Genomic DNA, 22,111 nt, shown 5'->3' with positions numbered 1-22,111 from the left:
CACCTGCGATGAATTATGTCAAGACGGATTCGTTGCTGCAGCGCAGCACGCCGGGTCTCGTGCGGCGACGAGCTGGGACGTTTGCGGCAGGTCTGACGAAGGATTTCAGCCGGGCTGATTGGGCCCGGAGCTGTCGGGCTTGCTGGGATTCAGCCTATTGGCAAGCGATCTCGCTCAGGATCCAATCGCGGAAGGCGCGGATCTTCGGCACGTTGCGCCGCGCCGTCGGATAGACCAGCCAATAGGCGTGGCCGTCGTCACCGACCAGATCAAAGGGCTGGATCAGGCGGCCGTCGGCAAGTTCGGCCTTGAACAGCGCCTTGGTGACGATCGCCACGCCGTGGCCGGCAATCGCGGCATTGGCCTCATAGGCCTGCGCGCCCATGCTGGTGCCGGGGCGCTTGGCCAGTTCCTCGACCGGCAGGCCGGCGGCGGCAAACCAGTCCCGCCACCAGATGTCGCCCGGGTCGAGGATCGGCAGCCGCAGCAGGTCGGCCGGCTCCTTGACGCCGCCGATGCTTGCTGCGAGCTTTGGACTAAGGACCGGCGTGAAATCGGCCCTGAAAAGCATATGGGTCTCGACGCCCGGCCAGTTGCCGCCGCCGGAGCGGATGGCAATGTCGATATCCTCTCTGGCAAAGTCGACAACCCTGTTCGAAGTATCGACGCGCACCGCCAGCGACGGATGCGCTACCTGGAACGAACCGAGATGCTGGGCCAGCCAATTGGAGGCAAAGGTTAGCAGCGTCGAAACGCAAAGCACGCCGTCGGCGCCGGTGCGTGCGGCGGCATAGGCGCCGCTCAACAGCGCGAATGCTTCGCTGACCGCGGGCGCCAGGCGTTGGCCGGGTTCGGTCAGCACGATCTGTTTTGGCTGGCGCAGGAACAGGGGCGCACCGACGCGCTCCTCCAGAAGCTTGATCTGATAGCTTGCCGCCGCCTGCGTCATGCCAAGCTCCTGGGCGGCCTTGGTGAACGAGAGATGCCGCGCCACCGCTTCGAATACCCGGATCGCCTGAAGCGGAGGAAGCTGCGAAACCAGCTGTCGTGAATTGAGCTCCGGCATAAGCCCTCCTTATGGGCAGTGATCGACGTTTGATTGGCGGCACCGGCCGGGCCTACCGATATTCCGTATTGAAGATCAACTACGCCTAGAGATAGCGAAGGCTGACGATCATGACCACAATACAGGAAAAGCTGCTTCTTGCTCCAGCCCATGGCTGGTTTTCACGGTTGGCGCGGGGATTGGCAAGGCACGCGGCGCGGAAACGGGCCTATCTCGACGTCCGGGAGCTGCCGCCGCATCTGCAGCGCGACATGGGCTTTCTCGACGGCAACGATCCTTGCGGCCGGCACCAGTAGTGACGCTCGTTTTATCGGGGATTCAGATGCGTTTCGATTTCACATGATCGTTTCCGACCGCCAGCGGCTCGGAGATCATGCGCCCGCCAGCAAGGCGGCGGCGGTCCGCTCATCGGTGATCAGGCCGTTGACCAGCCGCCGGTTGACGGCGGCGAAGATGCCCGGCAGCTTGCGGTCGCCCATGGCGAGCGCGATCACCAGCGACTTTTCGCGCGACGGCAGCGGTGCCGACGACACCCGATCATTGGTAATACCCTCGATCATGCGGCCGTCACGATCGAACACCCAGCCGACGATCTCGGCGACGCCGCCGGCCTTCTGCAACGCCTTTAATTCACCCTCCGAAATGAAGCCGTCCTCGTAAAGCGGCGCCTTCGGGCCGAGATCGCCGATGCCGACAAAGGTGACGTCGGCCTCAGCCGCAAGCGCCAGCGTCGGCTGGATCATCGGCTGGCTCAGCAGCATCTCGCGCTCCTCCGGCGAGGAGGCGATGACCGGCAAAGGCATCGGAAACGAGCGCGCTTTGACCCTGTCGGCCATGGTGAAGATGACGTTGTAGAAGGCGGCCGAGCCGTCCGGCGAGATGTTGCCGGTCAGCGACACCACCTTGTGCTGCGGGCATTCCATCGGCGGCAGTTGCTCGATCGCAGCCTTCAGCGTGCGGCCGGTGCCGATCGCCATGACGATCGGCGTCGGCGACCGCAGCCGCCGTTCGATCTCGGCCGCCGCCGCCTCGGCGACGCCGATGACGGTGGAGGAAGAAGAAGGGTCGCTGGGCACCACCTCGACCAGATCAAGCGCAAAGCGCGATTTCAGCCGTGCCGCAAGGTCGAGGCAATTGGCGATCGGATGGTCGACGCGCACCTTGATCAATCCTTCGGAGACTGCGAGCGACACCAGCCGCTGCGCCGTCTGGCGGGAGATGCCAAGCGTGGCGGCGATCTGGTCCTGGGTGTTGCCGGCAACGTAATAGAGCCAGCCGGCGCGCGCCGCATCGTCCAGCCTGTTGCCGCCGCTATCCTGCCGCGAATTCAAGTTCCTGCCTCCCAACCCCGCCGGGCAAAAGAGGCGGAGCGCCGTAGTTTCGCAGGGAATGAACTTGCGCGCAATTGCCTATTGCAAGAGCAATTGCTTAGCGCTGAGACTTGGGTGTTTGGAGCGAAGCGGCGGGTCGACCCAGTCTCGTTGCAACAGCAAGGCTGTGGAGGTCGCACAATCTCGGTCCAAAGCGCGTCGCGTTCAATCGGCCTTATGCGATGCGCTTTAGATTCTTGCTTTCTATGCATGTCCGTATCGCAAAACCGCTGCACACTGTTGCGGAACATGCATTAGCGGGGACGCCGCGGTTTATCTCCCGCGCCAAACGCTTTAAGGGGTTTTTGAGAATGGAGCCTTGCATGACGCCGAAAGCGGTTTTCTGGGATATGGACGGCACGCTGGTCGACAGCGAGCCGCTGCACGAAGCGGCGCTGATCGCGGCGCTGCACAGTGTCGGCATCGTACCGCCGGCCGACCTGCATGAGCGCGTGCTCGGCATCGCCGCATGGCCAGTCTACGAAATGCTGCGCGACGAGTTCGGCCTCGACCTGCCTTTCGACGACTGGATCGTGCGCAAATACGATCACTATCTGCCGATGGCCCAAACGCTGACGCCGCGCAGAGGCGCGATCGAGATCTTCAACGAGTTGCGCGCGCTTGGCGTACCGCAAGCGGTGGTCTCCAACTCGGACAGGCTGATCGTCGATGCCAATCTGCGCGCCGTCGGCCTCGTCTATCCCGGCATGAAGACGGTCAGCCGCAACGACGTGCGCGAAGGCAAGCCGCATGCCGAACCTTTCCTGCGCGCCGCCTGGCTGGCCGACGTCGATCCCGCCGAGGCCGTGGCGGTCGACGACAGCGTGACCGGCGCCACGGCGGGGCTGGCAGCGGGAATGAAGACGATCTTCTGGCCAGAGGTGCCTATGGAGGGGCCGCCGGGGGCGATTGTCATCAACAGCGCCGATGAATTGCGAGCCGAACTCGGGCTTTAAGCCAGGCCCGGCGGGACCGCGCTCAACTCCGGTAGGCGGGTTCCTGCTCGTCGAGGATCGCCTTCAGTTCGGAAAGGTGGCGTTCGGCCTGGCCGGGATAGTCTTCCTGTTCCCTTGCCGCCTTTTCGGCGATCTCATCCGACAGTACCCGCAGCGGCCGCCCGGTCCACAGCGCCTTGATATAGGTTTCGGCGGCGCGCTCGAAATAGAACATGCGGTTGAAGGTGTCGGCGACGCTGTCGCCGATGACCAGCACGCCATGGTTGCCCATCACCATCACCTTGACCTTCGGGTCGACAAGAAGCTGCGAGCAGCGCTCGCCCTCTTCCTCGAAGGCCAGCCCGCCATAATGAGCGTCGACGACATGGCGGTTGAAGAAGATTGCCGAGTTCTGGTCGACCGGCGGAAGCGTCGAGTCGGCGAGCGAGGCAAGCACGGTGGCGTGGATCGAGTGGACATGCATGACGCAGCGCGCATGACGCACATTGCGATGAATGGCACCATGCAGGCCCCACGCCGTCGGATCGGGCGCATTCGGGCCGGAGAGCGTGCCGGGATCGTTGGCGTCGATCAGAAGCAGATCGCTCGCCTTGATGCGCGAGAAATGCACCTGGTTGGGATTCATCAGGAATTGCGAACCATCGTCGTTGACGGCCAGTGAGAAATGGTTGGCCACCGCCTCGTGCATGTTGAGCCGCGCCGTCCAGCGGAAGGCGCAAGCCAGATCGACGCGCTCCTCATAGAACGGCAGGTTGGTCAGCACTTCCTTCTGCAGGCGCGTGATGCTCATCGTAAACCTCCGTGAAAGAAGCAAGGATGCCGCGCGGCTGGAACACGCGCAACCGGTTTCGTTTGGTACAGGCGAGCGCCGTTATGCCGCCGTGCTGGTGGCCGCGCCGACCCGAAGCCCGCCATGCTCGACGATGAAATCGATCACCTCCTGCAGCCCCTTGCCGCGCGACAGGTCGGTGAAGCCGAACGGCCGCTTGCCGCGCATGCGGGCAGCGTCGCGTTCCATGATGTCGAGATTGACGTTCACATAGGGCGCAAGGTCGCTCTTGTTGATGACCAGGAAATCGGACCGGGTGATCGCCGGCCCGCCCTTGCGCGGGATCTCCTCGCCCTGGCAAACCGAGATGACGTAGAGCGTCAGGTCGGCAAGGTCCGGCGAGAAGGTGGCGGCGAGATTGTCGCCGCCCGATTCGATGAAGACGATGTCGAGATCGGGGAATTTTCTGGTCATCTCGGCGATCGCCTGCAGATTGATCGAGGCGTCCTCGCGAATGGCGGTGTGCGGACAGCCGCCGGTCTCGACGCCGACGATGCGATCCTCGGGCAGGGCCTGCAACCTGGCCAGCATCATGGCGTCTTCCTTGGTGTAGATGTCGTTGGTGACGACGGCGATCGAAAACTCGTCACGCAGTGCCTTGCAGAGCTTTTCGGTAAGCGTCGTCTTGCCCGAGCCGACCGGGCCGCCAATGCCGATGCGAAGAGGCCCGTTGGGCGATATCATGCGGGGAACTCCGTGACGGCAAGAATGGCGAAGCCAAGCCCGATCAGCAGGCACAGCGGCGAATAATAACGCAGATCGAGCCGCGCGAAAGGCTGTTCGGGCGTCAGCCGACGCCACCACGGCGTGAAGCCGGCAATGCCGCGCGCCAGGAAAACCAGCGCGATGAGCAGCGACGTGGCGGCAAGCCCGGCTTTGGGAAACGGCGTGGCAAAGATGCCCTCGAGCGCCATCGGCCACAGTGTCGCCAGGCCAAGGCATGCGGCAACGGCGAAGCTGGCAAAGGGTGCCGGCATCTCGTCGACGCCATGAAAGCCGATGACCGCACGAGCGCAGGAAGCGGCGTCCCTGCCCGGCCAGATGCCGCCAATGCCCCAATAGACATGCAGTGCTGTGATCGACAGCAGGACGAGCGAGAGGGCGAAAGCGAGGACGATCATGAGCGGAACAACCGCGAATACTGGGCCTCGTGCTTCATCGCCACGATATCCGAGGCGAACGCGCAGCCGCCGAGATCGTCGAGCGTCGAGCCGGCAGCCCGGTCGGCCGTAGCCAGGGCAAGCGGCTCGAAGCCGGCGAGCAGCGCCGTGGCGCCGGTCTGGCCGACGGCGCCGAGCCGGATCGCGGCCTGAAGAAGGTTGGAGAAGAAGGCCTGCAGGAAGGCGGCCAGGGCGTCCCGCAGCGAAATGCCGTGATCGCCGGCAACAGCGCCGACGGCAACGCAATAGGCACATTCGGTCGGCAGGCGATCCAGCACCTGGCACGGCCAGGCGCAGGCTGCTTTCAGGAAAGCGGCGCCCTGCAGCATCGTCTCGGTATGACGCTCGCGCGAGCCTGCCAGAGCTTCGGCAAGGGCGACGATTTCATCGAGATCGCCGGTTTCGCGCGCCCTGCGCCAGCTTTGGGCAAACAGCACCGCATCATTCCAGCCCGAACCCATCTCGACGAGCGTTTCCAGCCACGCGGCGAGATCTTTGCTGTCGGCAACAAGCCCGGCATGCACGGTTTGTTCCAGGCCATGGCTGTAGGAAAAGCCGCCGACCGGGAAGGAAGGCGACAGCCACGCCATCAGCCGCAACAAAGCAATATTGGAAGGCTGGGCAACGCTGGAAGGCCGGTCAGTCATGGTCATGGTCGTGCGAATGGCTGTGGGAATGCGAATCGCTATGGCTATGGGAATGCGCTTCGTCGCTATGGCTATGGGAATGCGCTTCGGCGTGGCTGTGCGCATGTGCCTCGGCATGGGCATGGCCGTGCCCGCCATGCGCGGAATAGGCGCCGCGCACCGGCTTGAACGGTTCGGAGACGTCGCTCACAATGGCGCCCAATCCCTCCAGCATCGCCTTGATGACATGATCGCGCAGGATGAGGATGCGGTTAGCCTCGATGGCGGCGGCGAGATGGCGGTTGCCGATGTGCCAGGCGAGCTCGGCGAGATGGATCGGGTCGCTGCCCCTGATATCGTAGAGCGGCTCTTCGGCCGCGATGATCTCGATGTGGCGGCCATCCTCCAGCACCAGCCGGTCACCATGGTTCAACGTCACCGGTTCGGGCAGGTCGACCAGCACCTTGTCGCTACCGGCCGTTTCGATGGCACGACGGCGCAGATGCCGCTCGTCATGGGCAAGCACCGCCCGGTCGTATGGCGTGGTGGTTCCGGCTTCGCCTGCGGCCAGGACGGCGACGGCGCGCGGGAATTTGGTGAAGTCGGTGCGAATATCGAGCTTCATGTAAAAACTGCCTCTCCCAAAAGCCTAGCCTATCGCGTCCGCCGCCCCAATGGCGCTCAAACAATCGTGTCGAAGAGCCGCAGGATAAACGATATCTGATAGACGAGCGCGCCGGCGACAAAGGCGATGTGAAAGCGGCGGTCGCGCAGCAGGATCGCAATGACGCAAAGCGCGACGAAAACCGGCGTGCGGATCAGATATTCAACGCCGAAATGGGCGAAATGCGCCGGCCCTTTCAGCAGCGTGTCGACCACGTCGAGCAGATAGGTCGCCGCCAGCAGGCCGAAGAACCAGGCCCGGCGCGAATAAAAGAAATCCTCATAGCTGGTGTAGTCCAGCATCGCGTCCGGAAACAGCAGCGCGCAGAGCAGGAACAGCGTGACGGCGTAGAAGATGATGAACAGGTATTTGCCGAAGGTCCAATCCTCGATCTGGAACAGACCGAACTCCCACCACCAGAAATGCACCAGCATCAAAAGCACCGACGCAACCCAGGCGAGGTGCACGGGATAGAGCCGGTACTGGCCGGGATGCTGGACGATGCGGGCGAGCCCCGACAGCAGGCGGGTGACGCCAAGCCCGATCACCATGCCCAGGACAATGCGGATATGCGGGAAGATGTCGTGGGCGTAGGGGAGTTGCTGGTCCATAGGCCTGGCGCGGCATGTTCTACATCGGTCGTTCTAACGCCTATGGTTCAGAACAGGAAGTAGCGTTGCGCCATCGGTAGCACGGTGGCCGGCTCGCAGGTGAGCAATTCACCGTCGGCGCGGACCTCGTAGGTCTCGGGGTCGACCTCGACATGCGGCGTGGCGTCGTTGAGCACCATCGAATGCTTGCCGATGCCGCCGCGGGTGTTCTCGACCGCCACCATCTGCTTGTCGACGCCGAGCCTGCCGCGCAGGCCGGCGTCGAGCGCGGCCTTCGAAACGAAGGTCACCGACGAATTGGTCATCGCCTTGCCGTAGGCGCCGAACATCGGCCGATAGTGCATCGGCTGCGGCGTCGGGATCGAGGCGTTGGGATCGCCCATTGGGGCGGCGGCGATCATGCCGCCGATCAGCACCATGTCCGGCTTAACGCCGAAGAAGGCCGGGTTCCACAGCACAAGGTCGGCGCGTTTTCCGACCGCCACCGAGCCGATGTCCTTCGACAGGCCATGCGCGATGGCCGGATTGATGGTGTATTTGGCGATGTAGCGGCGGACGCGGAAATTGTCGTTGTCGCCGGTCTCCTGCGGCAGCGAACCACGCTGGCGCTTCATCTTGTCGGCGGTCTGCCAGGTGCGGATCGGCACTTCGCCGACGCGGCCCATGGCCTGGCTGTCCGACGAGATGATCGAGAAGGCGCCGATGTCGTGAAGAATGTCTTCGGCGGCGATGGTTTCCTTGCGGATGCGGCTTTCGGCAAAGGCGATGTCTTCGGGGATCGACGGCGACAGATGGTGACAGACCATCAGCATGTCGAGGTGCTCGGCCAGCGTGTTGACCGTGTAGGGACGCGTCGGATTGGTCGAGGACGGAATGACGTTGGGCAGACCGCAGACCTTGATGATGTCAGGCGCGTGGCCGCCGCCGGCGCCTTCGGTGTGGAAGGCATGGATGGTGCGGCCCTTGATCGCCGCGACCGTGTTTTCGACGAAACCGGACTCGTTCAGCGTGTCGGTGTGGATCATCACCTGCACGTCGTAATCGTCGGCGACCGACAGGCAGCAGTCGATTGCAGCCGGCGTCGTGCCCCAGTCCTCATGCAGCTTCAGCGAGCAGGCGCCGGCGAGCACCATCTCCTCGAGTGCGGCAGGCAGCGACGCGTTGCCCTTGCCCGACAGGCCGATATTCATCGGGAAGGCATCGAAGGACTGGATCATGCGCGCCAGATGCCACGGCCCCGGCGTGCAGGTGGTGGCCAGCGTGCCATGCGCCGGGCCGGTGCCGCCGCCGAGCATGGTGGTGATCCCCGACATCAGCGCTTCCTCGATCTGCTGCGGGCAGATGAAGTGGATATGCGCGTCGAAGCCGCCGGCGGTCAGGATCTTGCCTTCGCCGGCGATGATCTCGGTGCCGGGACCGATGATGATGGTGACGCCGCCTTGGGTATCCGGATTGCCGGCCTTGCCGATCGCGGCGATGCGGCCGTCCTTCAAGCCGATGTCGGCCTTGACGATACCGGCGGTGGCATCGACGACCAGCGCATTGGTGATGACGGTGTCGACCGCGCCTTGCGCGCGTGAAACCTGGCTCTGGCCCATGCCGTCGCGGATGACCTTGCCGCCGCCGAATTTCACCTCCTCGCCGTGAACGGTGAGATCCTTTTCGACCTCGATGAACAGCTCGGTGTCGGCGAGCCGGACTTTGTCGCCAACGGTCGGGCCGTACATCTGCGCATAGGCGGCGCGGGTGATTTTAGCCATCAGCAATTGCTCCCGAAATACAGCCCGAAAATACCGCTTGTCGAAGGCGGGCCCCACATTGCCGCCATCCTATGATCACGCAATGACCCGCTGAGCGACACTTTCCGATCCCATTTGGCGTTTGAGGTGGCCGGGTCACCCCAAAACGACCATTTGCCAATCGATGGAAAGGAACATCCATGCGCAAAACGACCCTTCTGGCAGCCGCCGCCACGCTGGTGCTCGCAACCGCCGCCAGCGCCCAGCAACAGCCTGCGCAGCAGCCCAGTCCGGCGCCGGCCGCGCCTGCTCCTGCCGCGCCCGGAGCGCAGCCACAGGCGCCCACCATCCAGGCGATCAACGTCGTCGACATCAAGGATCTGCCGGCGGACACTCAAGCCAAGGTCAACGAGGTGATCGCCAAGCGCAGCGACGCCGATCTGCAGAAACTGCGCGGCTCGATCGATGCGACACCGCAGGTCAAGTCCGCACTCGAAGCCAAGGGGCTCACCTCGGCGCAGGTGATCGCCGCCAGCATGAGCACCAATGGCGCGCTGACGCTGATCACCAAGAAAGCGAGCTGACGAGACGAGGCGGCGGGCCGGCGCCCGGTCAGCCCGCCGCATCGCAAAGGGAACCTTCACGGGGGACGTTACGTTTCGGTCCTGTCGCCCTGACACAAGCCTCGAAAAGGACCCTGAGAACGAGCGATGGCGATCACCACCTTCTCTGACACCAGATGGCTGAATGGCATTGCCGCGACCGCGTTTCTGGCAGCCAGCATTCCGCACGCCGCGCTGAACGCGCAGAGCCTCGACAGCACCGAGACCGTCAACCGGATCGTCGGCTCGGAGGTCGGCCAGGAGGAGACCAAGACAAATGCGGAAGCCGGCAGGGTCAGCTCGGCGATCGACCGCACGCGTGAGAACATCGCTGCCGTGCGAAAGACATCCAAGCTCGACAAGGTCGATATCGTGTTTCTTACCGACGCCGCGCGCACCGAAGGCGGCCCGCCGCCGGCGATCGAAAGCAAGGTCAGGCAACATCGGGACGACATTGCCGAGCTGCGCAAGGAGATCGAGGCGAACGCATTGCTGTTCAACGCTATCGACTCGCGGCGAGTGCAGACCGAGGACGTTCTGGCGGTTGAATTCGACGATTCGGGAAAGGTCGTCATCTATGCGGCGGCCAAGCCGCCCGGCTGAGCCGAAACTGCTCGACGCCTTCGATCTCACAGCTTGCCCATGATCTTCTGCTGAAATCCGTAGACCTCACGCTTGCCGCCGAGCGGCACCAGGGTAACGTCGCGCTCCTGGCCGGGCTCGAAGCGCATCGCGGTGCCGGCGGCGATGTCGAGGCGCATGCCGCGGGCCTTGTCGCGATCGAATCTCAGCCCTTCATTGGTCTCGAAGAAATGATAGTGGCTGCCGACCTGGATCGGCCGGTCGCCGCTGTTGGCCACCTTCATGGTGACCGTCGGCAGTCCCTTGTTCAGTTCGATCTCGCCGCTTGCCGTGATGATTTCGCCGGGGATCATCGCGGCCTCACAGGATGCCGAAGGCGAGGCCGGCGCCAATCGCGGCACAGGCGGCGCCAGCGGCGCGGGCAAGCCCACTGAAGCGCCGGCCGAGGCCGAGACCAGCCGTGATGCCGACGGCATGGAGCAACGCGGTGGCAACGGCAAAGCCTGCGGCATAGCCGAGCCCAGCGGCATTTTCAGGCACCTCGGTGCCGTGGGCGTAGCCATGGAACAGCGCAAACAGGCCGATGACGGCGACGCCGGCCGAGACGGGAAGATCGACGGCGAGCGCTACCAACAGCCCGAGTGCCACGACGGACGCCAATATGGCCGGCTCGACGAAAGGCATCGGCACATGCAGCATACCGAGCCCGCCGCCGGCCAGCATGACGCCGACGAAAGCCAGCGGCCATGCCCAGATCGCCTTGCCGCCCCTGAGCGCCGCCCACAGGCCGACGACAATCATCACCGTCATATGATCGAGGCCGGAGAGCGGGTGGGAGAAGCCGGCGGTGAAGGACGAAACCGTGCCGACGCCGACATGGGCATAGGCTGGCATAGCTGCCGCCAGCAGCAGGACCGCCGACAGCGTCGTGCATTTCATCGTAGCGGAGATCATCGGCGTAGCTTCCATCTTCGAGATCATCATGCCTCTCACGCCGCCTTGCGGGCCGGACCGCAGCCTTCTGCCTTGAGGACGCGCTTGGTAGAGGCCGGATATTTCGTCAGCAGCGCTGCCGGACGGATCGGGCGAGCCGAGAAGTTGCCGCCGCAATTCGGGCAGGCGCCGCCGAGCACGTTTTGTGCGCAGTCGGCGCAGAAGGTGCATTCGAAGGTGCAGATCACCGCGTCCGTCGCATCGGGCGGCAGATCCTTGTCGCAACATTCGCAGTTTGGACGCAGCTGAAGCATTTTCCTCTCCTTGGCAGCGTTATCTGATCGGCTCGTGCACGGTCACCAGCTTGGTGCCGTCTGGAAACGTCGCCTCGACCTGCACATCGTGGATCATTTCGGCAATGCCTTCCATCACCTGGGCCCGGGTGACGACGTGGGCGCCGGCCTCCATCAGCTCGGCGACGGCGCGGCCGTCGCGGGCACCCTCGACGACGAAATCGGTTATCAGCGCGATCGCTTCCGGATGGTTGAGCTTGACGCCGCGTTCGAGCCGCTTGCGGGCCACGATCGCCGCCATGGCGATCAGCAGCTTGTCTTTCTCCCTCGGCGTCAGATTCATGCGTCTTCCTGCAGTGGTACAATCGAAATCAGAGTGACCATAATTTGGGCAGGCCCGCCCGTCCGTTGAGCAATTCGACAAGCGGCACCAGCCGCTTGCGGAGCTGGTAGCCGTCCTCGGCGAACAGCCGAGCAAGAAGCTTGCCAGATTTCCGCACGCTCCAGAAACTGACGCCGCCCTGGCCGCCGACCATGGCTCGGGCCGGCTCGAGCAAAGCTTCTGCCCGCGTCGACACCATCAGCAGCGTCGCCACCGCGATGCCGCCGCCGGCAACCGCCGTACGATTCAAGGTACCGGCAATGTCCGGGCCGATGCGAAACTCCTCGGCGTGAATCAGCGCCCCGTCCTGGCGGACGCGCCAGCGGTCATGGAATTGGCCTTGCGAAGCCCGTTCACCCATGGCCAGGCGGCCGAAGACGGTAGCTTCCAGGATCAGCGCCTCGGCTCCGGCGGCAAGCTCCACGTCAAGCGTGCGGGCAAAGGCCGAGCGGTCGAAGACGATGGTTTCCTGCGGCAGCCAGGCAATGTGGCCGCCTTCGCCGGCGCTCAATTGCACCCGCACTTCGGCGCGGTCGGATGCGGCGCGGTAGATTTTCTCGCAGGCCTGCGTCGTTATCGTTGCGGACGCGCCGGCACCGACATCGACCTCCCAGGCGAGACGGTCGCCACCGGTCAGCCCGCCGGCGGTGTTGATCAGGACGGCTTCGAGCGGATCGGCCGAGACTGCCGGCATGCGGATCTTGGCCGAGCCGTCCTGGTACAGGCGCCGAAGACGCGTGCGGCCTCCGTTCCAGTCGCAGCCAAGCCGTGCAACGCCGGCAACGCGCTGGGCCGGCGGCACTGAGGTCAAGCTATATGCGATCGTGTCCACGACACCAACGTTAAGCACTGCGGCGGCTTTGTCGATATATAGCTTGTTGCTTGACAGCGTTTCGGTTTCTATAGAGGGAGCCACCTTGGTACGGTCACCGGCGCCTGGCGGGGGTAAAAGGCGACGATGGCGACGTAATCGAGGACAAAAGGGGCGCTGATCAGTTGGCGTCGGGAAACGACAGAGTTGGGGAAGAAACCGAATGGCTGACCAGCTGGCAAACGATATCATCGCCAAGATCAAGGCTCATGCCGAGCCGGGCGGCGAGGAAATCACCACCAGTACCGAACTGACCGCGCTTGGCATCCATTCGCTGGAACTGACGGAGATCATCTTCGATCTCGAGGAAGAGTATGGCATCGAAATCGAGATGAACACGGTCGATGCCTGGAGCAATCTGAAGAATGTCGGCGACATGGTCGAGGCGGTTCGCGCGCTGATCGCGAAAAAAGCCTGACTGAATGCACAAGCGCATCGTCATCACGGGCATCGGCGGGTTATGCGGCCTCGGCACCAATGCACCGGCAATCTGGAATGAGATGCGCGCCGGCCGTTCGGCAATCGGCGCGATCGACAATCCGCTGCTGCATGATCTGAAGGTCAAGGTCGGCTGCGAAATCAAGGCGCTTCCCGAGCACGGCATCGACCGCAAACAGGTCGTGTCGATGGACCGCTTCAGCCTTCTGGCGACGATCGCCGCGCGGGAGGCGGCACAGCAGGCGGGATTGAACCCGCACGCGGCCAACACCTACCGGATGGGCACCATCGTCGGCGTCGGCGTCTGCGGCTGGGAGGCAATCGAAGAGAACTATCGCGCCATCCTGCTCGAAGGCAAGAACCGCGCCGGCATCTTCACCGTACCGAAAGTAATGCCGGGCGCAGCCGCCGGCCATGTCAGCATGAATCTTGGTCTGCGTGGACCGGTGTTCGGCATCACCTCTGCCTGCTCGTCATCCAACCACGCCATTGCCTCGGCGGTCGATCAGATCAGGCTCGGCCGGGCCGACGTCATGGTCGCCGGCGGCACCGATGCGCCGCTGGTCTGGGGCATCCTCAAGGGCTGGGAGGCCCTGCGGGTATTGTCGCCGGACACCTGCCGGCCGTTTTCGGCCGACCGCCAGGGGCTCGTGCTCGGCGAAGGCGCCGGCATGGTGGTGCTGGAAACCTATGAGCATGCCATGGCGCGCGGCGCCGCCATCCTTGCCGAAATCGCCGGTGTGGGCCTTTCCGCCGACGCTTCCGATATCGTCGCGCCAACAATCGAAGGGCCGGAGGCGGCGATGCGCTTCTGCCTCGTCGATGCCGGGCTCAATCCGGAGGACGTCGACTATCTCAACGCGCATGGCACCGGCACCAAGGCCAACGACCAGATCGAGACGGCGGCGATCAAACGCGTGTTCGGCGACCATGCCTACAAGCTTTCTGTCTCCTCGACCAAATCGATGCATGCCCACTGCCTCGGCGCATCCGGCGCGCTGGAAATGATCGCCTGCGTGATGGCGATCCGCGAAGGCATCGTGCCGCCGACCGCCAATTATCGGGAAGCCGACACCGACTGCGATCTCGACATCACGCCGAACGTGGCACGCGAGCGCGCGGTGCGCACCGCGATGAGCAACAGCTTCGCCTTCGGCGGCACCAATGCGGTGCTGGCGGTCAAGGCCGTGTGACCACACCCCTTGCGGGCCTTTCACCGGGGCCGGTGAAACTTTCCATGCGCATATTGATCGCGCCAGGCGTCGCGCCTAACTCTCTGCGACCCGCCATGACCATGCCGCTCGGCGCGGTCCCCGACCAGGAGTTTCGATGACCGATCTGTCCGCGTTTCCGATCGCCAGGCGCTGGCCGGCGAGCCACCCCGACCGCATCCAGCTTTATTCGTTTCCGACGCCGAACGGGGTGAAGATATCGATCGCGCTGGAGGAACTTGGCCTGCCTTACGAGCCGCATGCCGTCGACATCGGCAAGAACGAGAGCTGGACGCCGGAATTCCTGTCTTTGAACCCGAACGGCAAGATCCCGGCGATGATCGATCCGGACGGCCCGGGCGGCAAGCCGATCGGCCTGTTCGAATCCGGCGCCATTCTGCTTTATCTCAGCGACAAGACCGGCAAGCTGGTCCCGGCAGACGCAACGCTGCGTTACGAGACGATCCAGTGGGTGTTCTTCCAGATGGCTTCCATCGGGCCGATATTCGGCCAAGTCGGTTTCTTCCACAAATTCGCCGGGCGCGAAATCGCCGACAAGCGCCCGCTGGAGCGTTATCGCGACGAGTCGCGACGGCTGATCGGCGTCCTCGAAACGAGGCTCAAGGGCCGCAGTTGGATCATGGGCGACGATTACACCATCGCCGACATTTCGATGCTTGGATGGGTGCGCAATCTGATCGGCTTTTACGAGGCGCGGGACCTCGTCGGTTTCGACGATTTCCCCGGCGTGGGCGCATGGCTGGAGCGTGGCCTTGCCCGGCCGGCGGTGCAGAGGGGCCTCACCATTCCGGCCAGAGCCTGATCAGAACCCTGACTGCCCCGGCTATTTTGCCTTGGTCCGGGGTTTCGAGCCGCCCTTGCCGACTACGGAAGCGGCAAGCGACGCCGCACCTTTGGCGGTCGCAAGCACGGCACCGGCGGCGACATTGGCCGTTGCCTTAACGGTGCGCATTGCGCTGCCGGCGATCGATCCTCTGCTGCTTGCCGACCTTTTGGCCTTGGGTGCAGCGGCTTTGGCCGCGGCAGGCATCACCTTTTTCGGCGCCGCCTTGCCAAAGCTGGGCTTTGCCGCATCCTTGGAGTGGGCCGCCCCTGCCGGGCCGGCGCTGGTTTTCGCTCGAGTGATTTTTGATCGTGTTACCTTGCCCTTGGCGGGCGCAGGCTTTCTTGCCATGGTTTCCATCGAACCGTTCCCTCATGCGGCACAATTGCCGTGTCCGGGATAACGGCCTGAAAGTGTTAAGGTTCCGGCCCGTCCTTACCAGATCAGGCCTGTCCACCGACCACCAGGTCGGCGGGCCGCCGACGGGCAAGCACGCGATCGATGTTCGGCATGTCGTTGGAAGCAATCCAGGCGCGCGCGTCCTGGTCGGACCGGCCGTGCTCGTGCCATCGCTCGAGCAGTCGGCGCTCGAGCTCGGCGCGCGGCACGTCGACGAAGATCGAGTAGTCGAACAGCGGCGCCAGCCGCGTCCATGGCTCTTCGTCGAGCAGCAGGTAATTGCCTTCGACCAGGATGAATTTGGTCTCGGCGGCGATGATCGCAGCGGCAGCGCGCGACAGCTCCATGCTGCGGTCGAACACCGGGATGGCGATATCCGGCTCGCCAGCGCGGATGCGCTTCAGCAGCGCTTCGAAGCCGGCAAAATCAAAGGTTTCCGGGGCACCTTTTCGCTGGCGAAGGCCGCGCCGCTCGAGCACGACGTCATCGTAGTGGAACCCGTCCATCGGCACGACTTCCGCCGTGCCTTCCGGCAGCAGGTCATGCAAGCCTGCCGACAATGTCGACTTGCCGGCGCCGGGCGGACCCGCAATGGCAACAATGAAGCGCGGCGCCTTGCCGGCGCGCTTGAAAATGGTAGCGGCGAGATGTGCGATCTCAGACATTGGCATCCGTTAAGATGGTTCTGGCGCATTTTGGCGGCAGTTTTCGAAAATTTCAAACGCGGCTTGTGCCAGGCCTTCAATCGGGCCTGGACTGGCTGATCCGCAGGAAATCGCTGTCGAAGCCGATGTCGCGCTCGGCACCGTCAGCCGCCAGGATGCGCATGCGGCCCGGCGAGGTCGTGACGTCGCGCGGCGGCTCGCCGGATGGCCATGGCAGTGCGCCGATGACATGGCGGAACGAAAAGCGGCGCCCTTCAGCAAGGGCAAAGGCGGTCGCCACGCCTTCATGCTTCAGCCAGTTGTCGCCGAGCGAGGCGGCATGGCCGACGGCCGTGCGGCCGTCCTCGATGCCGAGCACGCCGCGGTGGCGGCCGCTCCATGGCGCGTAATCGCGCCCGCCATTGCTGACCCACAGCATGGTGACCGGCAGTTCGGCCGGGTTCTTCAGCACCAGCACGAGGTCGGCTTCCGCCTGGCGCGCCAGCGCGGTCCAGCCCGGTCCGCCATGGTCGGCCTCGACCAATGTGACGAAGTCCTCACGCAGCTGGTCCATGCGATAGCCGGTCAGGTCGATCGTGCCGCCGTCGGCGGCGGGAAAGCGCGTCAGGTCGGTGCTGCGCGCCGGGTAGGCGAGCAAAGAGCGGCCGCGGGCCGGATCGGGCTCCGGCGGCTCGTTCGGCGTCGCGGCAAGGCGCTTCGGCGAGAAGGCCAGCCTGCCGCCGGCCTTCATCACCGTCATCGGATGGTGGGCGACCGGAATGGCGCCGGCCCCGCCGGAAAAGACGTGTTCCTGATAGAGAAAGGGATGATCGTCGCGCACGATCAGGATCTTGTCGACGGTTGCGCCCATGACCAGGCGCTGCAGCCGCAAGACAGCGCGCCAGCCATCGGCCGTTGCCGCGCTGTCGACGACGTCCCAGCGACTATTGGCCGGCCAGCCATGCAAAGGTGCCGCTTCGACGTCGCTGATCGAGAACGGCGCGCAGAGGAAATCGCCGGACAGGTGGACCGTACCTTCAGGCAGATCTTTCGGCAGCGTCTCGCGCGGCTCGCCGACCCAGGGTGCGCGATGCAAAGGGTTCAGCCGAAGGCCATCGATATCGACCGCCATGTCGGCGAGATGGCCGACGGCAAGATCGACCGATACCGAAATGCCTTTTGCCGTGATCGTGACCGTATCCATGTGCACCTACCGATTCTGCCGGCGCCAACAAAGCCCACTCGCCGCCGGTTGCGCAAGCGTGGTGGCCGGCAATTCTCATCAGACGGCTCGGCACAGCGGCCATGTCGGCCTGTGGACAGGGCACCAATCCAGGCCCCGACCGATATTAACCAAATGGACTGTGCCTTTGCGGTAAGATAGCTTCGCCTCGTCTCGGAAACAGCCTGCCTTCGGAACCGACTTGTCCGCCTTGCGCTTCTTTTCGCTCATCCACAATTACGTCGCGGTGCTGGCGCTGCTGCTGTTTGCCGCCGGCTGCACGACGGTGACGCCGCCCGACAGCGTGCTGGCCGTGCCGGCGCCGCCGCAGAAATATGCCGCGATGGTCATCGACGCCGGCACCGGCAAGACGCTGTTCGAGGTCAATTCCACGGCGCCACGCTATCCGGCGTCACTGACCAAGATGATGACGCTCTACCTTCTTTTCGAGGCGCTGGAGTCGGGGCGGATCAGCAAGGAGACGCAAATTCCGGTATCGGACAACGCCGCGCGGCAGCCGCCGACCAAGCTGCGGTTCAGGCGCGGCGAGACGATCGACGTCGATTCGGCGATCCGCGCCATCGTCGTCAAATCGGCCAATGATGTGGCGGTCGCCGTTGCCGAATATCTCGGCGGCAGCGAAGAGGCGTTCGCCGGCATGATGACCGCCAAGGCGCGCCAGATCGGCATGAGCAGCACCGTCTTCCGCAACGCCTCGGGCCTGCCGGATGGCGACCAGCACACGACGGCGCGTGACATGGCGGTGCTCGGTATGGCGCTGCACACCCGCTTCCCGCAGCATTTCCACTATTTCTCCGACAGCGACTTCATGTTCCGCGGCAGGCTGGTGCACGGCCACAACGACATGCTCGGCCGGGTGCGCGGCGTCGACGGCATCAAGACCGGCTACATCAGAGCTTCGGGTTTCAACATCGTTACCTCCTATAATGCAGACGGGCACAGGCTGATCATCGTGGTGATGGGCGCCGACAGCGCGCGCCAGCGCAACGACCACGTCGAGGCGCTGATCCAGCGCAGCCTGTCGACGGCGACGGCGAATGCGACGACGCGGCTGCTGTATGCCGAGCAGCAGTGAGGGTTGACGTCCGGGGGGCGGCGGATCGGGGCGCTCATCAGGCGACAAACGCAGAGCCGCCATTTTGCGCGACACTGCTAAGATACTTTGCCGGCGGCTTGCCAAGCGCTTTCTTGAACATGGTGATGAAGGCGGTGACCGATTCATAGCCGAGATCGGCCGAAACCTGCTGCACGCTGGCGCCGGAGGCCAGCTCGCGCATCGCGACGATCAAGTGCAATTGCTGGCGCCAGCGCCCGAAGGTCAGCCCTGTCTCCTTGACCACGAGACGTGCGAGACTGCTCTCGCTGAGCGCAACGCGATTGGCCCATTCCGCCAGGGTGCTGCGGTCGGCAGCATCTTCCGCCAGCGCCGCGGCGATGCGCCTCAAGCGCGGCTCGGACGAGATCGGCAAATGTAGCTGCTGGACAGGCATGCGCGGCAGTTCGGATAGCAGTACCCTGGTCAGGAGTTCGCCCCTCGCGTTATCATCCTCACCGCGATCCGCCAGCTCGATGATGAGCTCGCGCAGCAACGCCGAGATCGAAAGCGTGCAGCACCGGTCCGGCAGGTCGGTGGCTCCAGGCTCGACATAGACGAAAAAAATCCGGGCATTGGCGGTCGCGACGTTGCTGTGCTGCATGCCACCCGGAATCCACACCCCGCGATGAGGCGGCACCATCCACAGGCCGCTGGGAACGCGACATGTGACGCCACCTCCCAGCGCGAAGACGAGTTGCGCCTTGCGGTGGCGATGGTCCGGCACCTCCGCCCTGGTCTCGGGAACGTCGACGCGCACGGCAATTGCCGGGGCAAGGACGTCATCGGGATCGAAATTCGGCCAGGGGTAGCGAAGCGGCTGTCTCATTTTGACTGATTTTAGCGATCAACTGGCATAATAGCTAAATTCTTCCATCAGCAAAGTCGATAGGCTCCGAGTTGCGAACGGGTCAGGAGCCTGCAAATACGATGACAAAGATTGTTCAGACGCCCGGTGGCCGCGCTGAAAGACCGGGCGGTGGATCGCATCGTCGGCGGCCATCGGAGACGGCGACGGCTTGGCCTGTTCGGCCCGCTGCATCGACGTGCGGCTGGGCTCCGAGATCCTCCGCCCCGCGCCTGCCCCGCCAAGCCGGGCACGTCCGAGGCATGGCACGCCGCAGCAAGGACGCATGACGCCATGCTCGCTTTAATCACCTCTCTCGACAGCGCCACAGGGCTGAAGCTCGCCGAGCTTGACGAACCCGAGCCCGCCCCGCACGAGGCGCTGGTCTCGGTCCGGGCTGTCTCGCTGAACCGCGGCGAACTGCGCCTGCTCAACATCCGCCCGAACGGCTGGGTGCCTGGCCAGGACGTCGCCGGAATTGTCGAGCGCGCCGCGGCCGATGGCTCCGGGCCGGCCGTCGGCGCCCGCGTTGCGGCTCTGGTCGACGAGGCGGGGTGGGCCGAAAATGTTGCCGTTCCAACCGACCACCTTGCCATCCTGCCGGACGACGTCAGCTTCGTTGCCGCCGCCACTGTTCCGGTCGCAGGCACGACCGCGCTGCGGACCCTGCGCCTTGGCGGCGAGCTGGCCGGCCAGCGGGTCCTGATTACCGGCGCAAGCGGCGCGGTCGGCCGTTTCCAGGTCCAGCTCGCCAGCCGGCAGGGCGCGTCGGTGACGGCGGTCGCCGCCTCCCGGCATGCCGCGGATCTCCGCAACCTCGGAGCCGAGCGGGTCGTCGAAACGATCGAGCTGGCCGAAGGACTGTTCTCGCTGATTACTGAATCGGTCGGCGGCGATAGCCTCGCCCACGCGATCGAACGGGTGGCGCCTGGCGGGACCGTCGTCATGTTCGGCTCGAGCAGCGGCGAACTCACGCCCATCGGCTTCCGCCAATTCGTGCCGGGTCACGAGGGCGCGCGGCTTCAGACCTTCGCCTACTACACGTCCGGTCCGGAGGTCGGCGCCGACATCGCCTCGCTGCTCGCGCTGATCGCAGCCGGCCAGCTCGAAACGCGCGTGGTCCTGACCGTGCCGTGGCGAGACGTCGGCCAAGCCCTCGACGCGCTGCGGCAGCGCAGCATCAGTGGCAAGGCGGTGCTTACCGTGACCGCATGAGCAGCCGCGGCCACCGGACGGGACAGGTATCTATCCCATGGGCTGCTACGGCAACGTGAGTCCGTCCGCGATTGCCCGTTGAAGCCCGGCCCGGCTTCCGCTAAGAAGCCGGGGCTGGCCGGTTTACCGGCTGGTTCGTTTTCCGGATCGCCGATCCTGAAAGCACCCGTAGCTCAGCTGGATAGAGCGCTGCCCTCCGAAGGCAGAGGTCACAGGTTCGAATCCTGTCGGGTGCGCCAAATCTCAAAGGGTACGGCCCGGAGACATGGGTTGCGGTTTATACCGGAGACATGGTGGACTGCACCCCTTGGATGAGCCACTAATTACGGACTGTTCCCCAAATTTTGGATTGCGCAGAGCCTCCTAGCGCAACGGTTAAGTAGGCGACCGCGGGAAGTCCGCGGAGGGTCAAGCTTGTGCAAAAACGCCGGGCCTGGCTCCAATAAGATCCGTGGATCATGTACTGTGATGAGACGTCGGGACCGAGGATCAGCGGATATGGACGAGGAGGGCTTGGCCGAGATCTCAGCCCGATATATTCGCTTCGCCGATACGGAAGCTCGCGGTCGCTCGCCGCTCTACGAGGAGTTGGCTCGGGCAGTCGCTGGGGATCGGGAGGCGCTCGGTTTCCTGTGGACCCTCCCGGACGTAAAGCGGCAACCGAATCTTCTACTTGCCGCGGTGCGTCACCTGTTCGGTACGCCGACAGGGTGGACCGAGTTTCGCCAGGCGCTTCAGGCTAATCCAGACGCTATCCGCTCGCTTATGCTCGAGCGCTCAACGCAAACCAACGAGCCGGGAAGATGCGCCACCCTGCTCCCCGTCCTGGCGCGGTTGCCGCAGCCGCTGGCGCTCATCGAGGTCGGGACATCCGCAGGGCTCTGCCTCATGCCGGACCTCTACGGCTATGACTATGGACGCACGGTGATCCGCGCACCCGCGATGGCCTTGGAGCAGCCTGTCTTCCGATGCCTCGCCAGCGAAACAACGCCATTGCCGACGGCCTTGCCGCAAGTCGTCTGGCGGGCGGGATTGGACCTGAGCCCGATAGATGCTTCGGACGACTCGCAAGTCGCATGGCTTGAGACACTGGTCTGGCCGGAACAGACAGCACGGCTCGCCAATCTGCGGGCGGCCCTGAAGATCGCTGCCACAGTCAAGCCTCGGGTGGTGAAGGGCGACCTGCGCGGGAGCGACCTCGTGCAACTCTGCAACGAAGCGCCAAACGACGCTACACTCGTCATCTTTCACACCGCCGTCCTCGACTATGTCTCCGACCCTGGTGACAGAGAAGCTTTCGCCGAGCAGGCGATGCGTCTCTCGCCTTATTGGGTATCGAACGAGTTCCCTCGTGTCTTCCCGTCCATCGCCACACGCGCCGGAACAAGCTGGCCGCCCGGCCGCTTCCTCCTATCTGCGAATGGCTCCCCTGTAGCCTGGACTGACCCGCATGGCGCCTCGCTCGAATGGATCGCGAACGAGGCGTAGGATAT

The 22,111-nt window shown here is 64.3% G+C and carries 29 protein-coding genes and 1 tRNA gene; 12 read left to right on the top strand and 18 right to left on the bottom strand.

Annotated elements, in window-relative coordinates:
* Nucleotides 1-154: 154 nt before the first annotated feature.
* On the bottom strand, nt 155-1,066 hold the full coding sequence (gene gcvA / locus NMG46_RS00695; RefSeq protein ID WP_254815833.1) for a transcriptional regulator GcvA: 912 nt from the start codon (nt 1,064-1,066) through the stop codon (nt 155-157).
* 110 nt (nt 1,067-1,176) lie between these two features.
* On the opposite strand from gcvA, the gene NMG46_RS00690 reads away from it, so the two are divergent.
* Complete coding sequence (locus NMG46_RS00690; RefSeq protein ID WP_254815832.1) at nt 1,177-1,362, top strand: hypothetical protein; 186 nt, start codon at nt 1,177-1,179, stop codon at nt 1,360-1,362.
* Nucleotides 1,363-1,437: 75 nt separating this feature from the next.
* On the opposite strand, the gene NMG46_RS00685 is transcribed toward NMG46_RS00690, so the two are convergent.
* On the bottom strand, nt 1,438-2,397 hold the full coding sequence (locus tag NMG46_RS00685; RefSeq protein WP_023722533.1) for a sugar-binding transcriptional regulator: 960 nt from the start codon (nt 2,395-2,397) through the stop codon (nt 1,438-1,440).
* Between the two features lie 362 nt (nt 2,398-2,759).
* On the opposite strand from NMG46_RS00685, the gene NMG46_RS00680 reads away from it, so the two are divergent.
* Nucleotides 2,760-3,392, top strand: coding sequence for an HAD family phosphatase (locus tag NMG46_RS00680; protein WP_254815831.1), 633 nt, complete (start codon nt 2,760-2,762; stop codon nt 3,390-3,392).
* A 22-nt stretch (nt 3,393-3,414) separates the two neighbouring features.
* Here the strand turns inward: NMG46_RS00680 and NMG46_RS00675 are convergent, their stop codons facing one another.
* The 7 genes from NMG46_RS00675 to ureC form a co-directional block, all read right to left on the bottom strand.
* Entirely contained in the window at nt 3,415-4,182 is a 768-nt protein-coding gene (locus tag NMG46_RS00675) for a class II aldolase and adducin N-terminal domain-containing protein (protein ID WP_254815830.1), read from the bottom strand.
* Nucleotides 4,183-4,263: 81 nt separating this feature from the next.
* Nucleotides 4,264-4,905: an urease accessory protein UreG gene (gene ureG / locus NMG46_RS00670; RefSeq protein WP_254815829.1), complete on the bottom strand. Its 642-nt coding sequence runs from the start codon at nt 4,903-4,905 to the stop codon at nt 4,264-4,266.
* Entirely contained in the window at nt 4,902-5,342 is a 441-nt protein-coding gene (locus NMG46_RS00665) for a DUF3995 domain-containing protein (protein ID WP_254815828.1), read from the bottom strand. Before NMG46_RS00665 ends, ureG begins: the two co-directional genes overlap by 4 nt.
* Nucleotides 5,339-6,028, bottom strand: coding sequence for an urease accessory protein UreF (locus tag NMG46_RS00660; RefSeq protein WP_254815827.1), 690 nt, complete (start codon nt 6,026-6,028; stop codon nt 5,339-5,341). The genes NMG46_RS00665 and NMG46_RS00660 overlap by 4 nt, the downstream gene beginning before the upstream one ends.
* Nucleotides 6,021-6,632 carry an urease accessory protein UreE gene (locus NMG46_RS00655; RefSeq protein WP_254815826.1) on the bottom strand — a complete coding sequence of 204 codons (612 nt, stop codon included), beginning with the start codon at nt 6,630-6,632 and terminating at the stop codon, nt 6,021-6,023. Before NMG46_RS00655 ends, NMG46_RS00660 begins: the two co-directional genes overlap by 8 nt.
* A gap of 56 nt (nt 6,633-6,688) precedes the next feature.
* Nucleotides 6,689-7,282, bottom strand: coding sequence for a hypothetical protein (locus NMG46_RS00650; RefSeq protein WP_254815825.1), 594 nt, complete (start codon nt 7,280-7,282; stop codon nt 6,689-6,691).
* Nucleotides 7,283-7,329: 47 nt separating this feature from the next.
* The gene (gene ureC / locus NMG46_RS00645) at nt 7,330-9,045 is read right to left on the bottom strand and encodes an urease subunit alpha (protein WP_254816360.1); all 1,716 of its coding nucleotides are present in this window, start codon (nt 9,043-9,045) and stop codon (nt 7,330-7,332) included.
* A 176-nt stretch (nt 9,046-9,221) separates the two neighbouring features.
* Between ureC and NMG46_RS00640 the strand changes: the two genes are divergently transcribed.
* Together NMG46_RS00640 and NMG46_RS00635 are read left to right on the top strand one after the other, a co-directional pair.
* Nucleotides 9,222-9,605, top strand: a complete 384-nt coding sequence (locus NMG46_RS00640; RefSeq protein WP_023677006.1) for a hypothetical protein — start codon at nt 9,222-9,224, stop codon at nt 9,603-9,605.
* 126 nt (nt 9,606-9,731) lie between these two features.
* The gene (locus NMG46_RS00635) at nt 9,732-10,226 is read left to right on the top strand and encodes a hypothetical protein (RefSeq protein ID WP_254815824.1); all 495 of its coding nucleotides are present in this window, start codon (nt 9,732-9,734) and stop codon (nt 10,224-10,226) included.
* Nucleotides 10,227-10,252: 26 nt separating this feature from the next.
* Here NMG46_RS00635 and NMG46_RS00630 read toward each other — a convergent pair whose 3' ends face one another.
* From NMG46_RS00630 to NMG46_RS00610, 5 genes are read right to left on the bottom strand one after another with little or no spacing between them, the layout of a single operon-like run.
* Nucleotides 10,253-10,558, bottom strand: coding sequence for an urease subunit beta (locus NMG46_RS00630; RefSeq protein ID WP_254815823.1), 306 nt, complete (start codon nt 10,556-10,558; stop codon nt 10,253-10,255).
* Nucleotides 10,559-10,565: 7 nt separating this feature from the next.
* Nucleotides 10,566-11,159, bottom strand: coding sequence for a HupE/UreJ family protein (locus NMG46_RS00625; RefSeq protein ID WP_254816359.1), 594 nt, complete (start codon nt 11,157-11,159; stop codon nt 10,566-10,568).
* 35 nt (nt 11,160-11,194) lie between these two features.
* The gene (locus NMG46_RS00620; protein ID WP_254815822.1) at nt 11,195-11,452 is read right to left on the bottom strand and encodes a DUF1272 domain-containing protein; all 258 of its coding nucleotides are present in this window, start codon (nt 11,450-11,452) and stop codon (nt 11,195-11,197) included.
* Nucleotides 11,453-11,471: 19 nt separating this feature from the next.
* Nucleotides 11,472-11,774: an urease subunit gamma gene (locus tag NMG46_RS00615; RefSeq protein ID WP_023677011.1), complete on the bottom strand. Its 303-nt coding sequence runs from the start codon at nt 11,772-11,774 to the stop codon at nt 11,472-11,474.
* Nucleotides 11,775-11,802: 28 nt separating this feature from the next.
* Entirely contained in the window at nt 11,803-12,615 is an 813-nt protein-coding gene (locus tag NMG46_RS00610; protein WP_254816358.1) for an urease accessory protein UreD, read from the bottom strand.
* A 232-nt stretch (nt 12,616-12,847) separates the two neighbouring features.
* Here NMG46_RS00610 and NMG46_RS00605 point away from each other — a divergent pair, with 232 nt between their 5' ends.
* The 3 genes from NMG46_RS00605 to NMG46_RS00595 all read left to right on the top strand — a co-directional run bounded on the left by NMG46_RS00605 (nt 12,848) and on the right by NMG46_RS00595 (nt 15,156).
* A complete protein-coding gene (locus NMG46_RS00605) occupies nt 12,848-13,102 on the top strand; it encodes an acyl carrier protein (protein WP_023677013.1) in 255 nt (84 codons plus the stop codon).
* A 4-nt stretch (nt 13,103-13,106) separates the two neighbouring features.
* Nucleotides 13,107-14,315, top strand: a complete 1,209-nt coding sequence (locus NMG46_RS00600) for a beta-ketoacyl synthase (protein WP_254815821.1) — start codon at nt 13,107-13,109, stop codon at nt 14,313-14,315.
* 136 nt (nt 14,316-14,451) lie between these two features.
* Nucleotides 14,452-15,156, top strand: a complete 705-nt coding sequence (locus NMG46_RS00595; RefSeq protein WP_254815820.1) for a glutathione S-transferase family protein — start codon at nt 14,452-14,454, stop codon at nt 15,154-15,156.
* Nucleotides 15,157-15,177: 21 nt separating this feature from the next.
* On the opposite strand, the gene NMG46_RS29630 is transcribed toward NMG46_RS00595, so the two are convergent.
* On the bottom strand, nt 15,178-15,306 hold the full coding sequence (locus tag NMG46_RS29630; protein ID WP_302893450.1) for a hypothetical protein: 129 nt from the start codon (nt 15,304-15,306) through the stop codon (nt 15,178-15,180).
* On the opposite strand from NMG46_RS29630, the gene NMG46_RS00590 reads away from it, so the two are divergent.
* A complete protein-coding gene (locus tag NMG46_RS00590) occupies nt 15,299-15,580 on the top strand; it encodes a hypothetical protein (protein WP_254815819.1) in 282 nt (93 codons plus the stop codon). The two genes, NMG46_RS29630 and NMG46_RS00590, sit on opposite strands and share 8 nt — an antisense overlap.
* A 40-nt stretch (nt 15,581-15,620) precedes the next feature.
* On the opposite strand, the gene NMG46_RS00585 is transcribed toward NMG46_RS00590, so the two are convergent.
* Both NMG46_RS00585 and NMG46_RS00580 read right to left on the bottom strand, forming a co-directional pair.
* Nucleotides 15,621-16,241, bottom strand: coding sequence for a nucleoside triphosphate hydrolase (locus NMG46_RS00585; protein WP_254815818.1), 621 nt, complete (start codon nt 16,239-16,241; stop codon nt 15,621-15,623).
* Nucleotides 16,242-16,317: 76 nt separating this feature from the next.
* A complete protein-coding gene (locus tag NMG46_RS00580) occupies nt 16,318-17,424 on the bottom strand; it encodes a hypothetical protein (RefSeq protein ID WP_254815817.1) in 1,107 nt (368 codons plus the stop codon).
* 220 nt (nt 17,425-17,644) lie between these two features.
* On the opposite strand from NMG46_RS00580, the gene NMG46_RS00575 reads away from it, so the two are divergent.
* Complete coding sequence (locus NMG46_RS00575; protein WP_254815816.1) at nt 17,645-18,538, top strand: D-alanyl-D-alanine carboxypeptidase family protein; 894 nt, start codon at nt 17,645-17,647, stop codon at nt 18,536-18,538.
* Between the two features lie 37 nt (nt 18,539-18,575).
* Here NMG46_RS00575 and NMG46_RS00570 read toward each other — a convergent pair whose 3' ends face one another.
* Nucleotides 18,576-19,385, bottom strand: a complete 810-nt coding sequence (locus tag NMG46_RS00570) for a helix-turn-helix transcriptional regulator (RefSeq protein WP_254815815.1) — start codon at nt 19,383-19,385, stop codon at nt 18,576-18,578.
* 312 nt (nt 19,386-19,697) lie between these two features.
* Here NMG46_RS00570 and NMG46_RS00565 point away from each other — a divergent pair, with 312 nt between their 5' ends.
* From NMG46_RS00565 to NMG46_RS00555, 3 genes are all read left to right on the top strand, one after another.
* Nucleotides 19,698-20,618: a zinc-binding dehydrogenase gene (locus NMG46_RS00565; RefSeq protein ID WP_254815814.1), complete on the top strand. Its 921-nt coding sequence runs from the start codon at nt 19,698-19,700 to the stop codon at nt 20,616-20,618.
* 162 nt (nt 20,619-20,780) lie between these two features.
* Nucleotides 20,781-20,857 (top strand) — tRNA-Arg (locus NMG46_RS00560).
* Nucleotides 20,858-21,116: 259 nt separating this feature from the next.
* Nucleotides 21,117-22,106: a DUF2332 domain-containing protein gene (locus NMG46_RS00555; RefSeq protein WP_254815813.1), complete on the top strand. Its 990-nt coding sequence runs from the start codon at nt 21,117-21,119 to the stop codon at nt 22,104-22,106.
* The last annotated feature ends 5 nt before the right edge of the window (nt 22,107-22,111 follow it).

This window comes from Mesorhizobium sp. LMG 17147 (genome assembly GCF_024297145.1).
Lineage (GTDB): Bacteria > Pseudomonadota > Alphaproteobacteria > Rhizobiales > Rhizobiaceae > Mesorhizobium.
Note: the sequence above shows the minus strand (reverse complement) of the source record. Positions and strands in the feature narration are given on the sequence as shown.

Coding starts and splice junctions, on each gene's coding strand:
- gcvA (WP_254815833.1), bottom strand. CDS start 1,066: ATGCCGGAGCTCAATTCACGACAGCTGGTTTCGCAGCTTCCTCCGCTT.
- NMG46_RS00690 (WP_254815832.1), top strand. CDS start 1,177: ATGACCACAATACAGGAAAAGCTGCTTCTTGCTCCAGCCCATGGCTGG.
- NMG46_RS00680 (WP_254815831.1), top strand. CDS start 2,760: ATGACGCCGAAAGCGGTTTTCTGGGATATGGACGGCACGCTGGTCGAC.
- NMG46_RS00675 (WP_254815830.1), bottom strand. CDS start 4,182: ATGAGCATCACGCGCCTGCAGAAGGAAGTGCTGACCAACCTGCCGTTC.
- ureG (WP_254815829.1), bottom strand. CDS start 4,905: ATGATATCGCCCAACGGGCCTCTTCGCATCGGCATTGGCGGCCCGGTC.
- NMG46_RS00665 (WP_254815828.1), bottom strand. CDS start 5,342: ATGATCGTCCTCGCTTTCGCCCTCTCGCTCGTCCTGCTGTCGATCACA.
- NMG46_RS00660 (WP_254815827.1), bottom strand. CDS start 6,028: ATGACTGACCGGCCTTCCAGCGTTGCCCAGCCTTCCAATATTGCTTTG.
- NMG46_RS00655 (WP_254815826.1), bottom strand. CDS start 6,632: ATGAAGCTCGATATTCGCACCGACTTCACCAAATTCCCGCGCGCCGTC.
- NMG46_RS00650 (WP_254815825.1), bottom strand. CDS start 7,282: ATGGACCAGCAACTCCCCTACGCCCACGACATCTTCCCGCATATCCGC.
- NMG46_RS00640 (WP_023677006.1), top strand. CDS start 9,222: ATGCGCAAAACGACCCTTCTGGCAGCCGCCGCCACGCTGGTGCTCGCA.
- NMG46_RS00635 (WP_254815824.1), top strand. CDS start 9,732: ATGGCGATCACCACCTTCTCTGACACCAGATGGCTGAATGGCATTGCC.
- NMG46_RS00630 (WP_254815823.1), bottom strand. CDS start 10,558: ATGATCCCCGGCGAAATCATCACGGCAAGCGGCGAGATCGAACTGAAC.
- NMG46_RS00625 (WP_254816359.1), bottom strand. CDS start 11,159: ATGATCTCCGCTACGATGAAATGCACGACGCTGTCGGCGGTCCTGCTG.
- NMG46_RS00620 (WP_254815822.1), bottom strand. CDS start 11,452: ATGCTTCAGCTGCGTCCAAACTGCGAATGTTGCGACAAGGATCTGCCG.
- NMG46_RS00615 (WP_023677011.1), bottom strand. CDS start 11,774: ATGAATCTGACGCCGAGGGAGAAAGACAAGCTGCTGATCGCCATGGCG.
- NMG46_RS00605 (WP_023677013.1), top strand. CDS start 12,848: ATGGCTGACCAGCTGGCAAACGATATCATCGCCAAGATCAAGGCTCAT.
- NMG46_RS00600 (WP_254815821.1), top strand. CDS start 13,107: ATGCACAAGCGCATCGTCATCACGGGCATCGGCGGGTTATGCGGCCTC.
- NMG46_RS00595 (WP_254815820.1), top strand. CDS start 14,452: ATGACCGATCTGTCCGCGTTTCCGATCGCCAGGCGCTGGCCGGCGAGC.
- NMG46_RS29630 (WP_302893450.1), bottom strand. CDS start 15,306: ATGCGCACCGTTAAGGCAACGGCCAATGTCGCCGCCGGTGCCGTGCTT.
- NMG46_RS00585 (WP_254815818.1), bottom strand. CDS start 16,241: ATGTCTGAGATCGCACATCTCGCCGCTACCATTTTCAAGCGCGCCGGC.
- NMG46_RS00580 (WP_254815817.1), bottom strand. CDS start 17,424: ATGGATACGGTCACGATCACGGCAAAAGGCATTTCGGTATCGGTCGAT.
- NMG46_RS00570 (WP_254815815.1), bottom strand. CDS start 19,385: ATGAGACAGCCGCTTCGCTACCCCTGGCCGAATTTCGATCCCGATGAC.
- NMG46_RS00565 (WP_254815814.1), top strand. CDS start 19,698: ATGCTCGCTTTAATCACCTCTCTCGACAGCGCCACAGGGCTGAAGCTC.
- NMG46_RS00555 (WP_254815813.1), top strand. CDS start 21,117: ATGGACGAGGAGGGCTTGGCCGAGATCTCAGCCCGATATATTCGCTTC.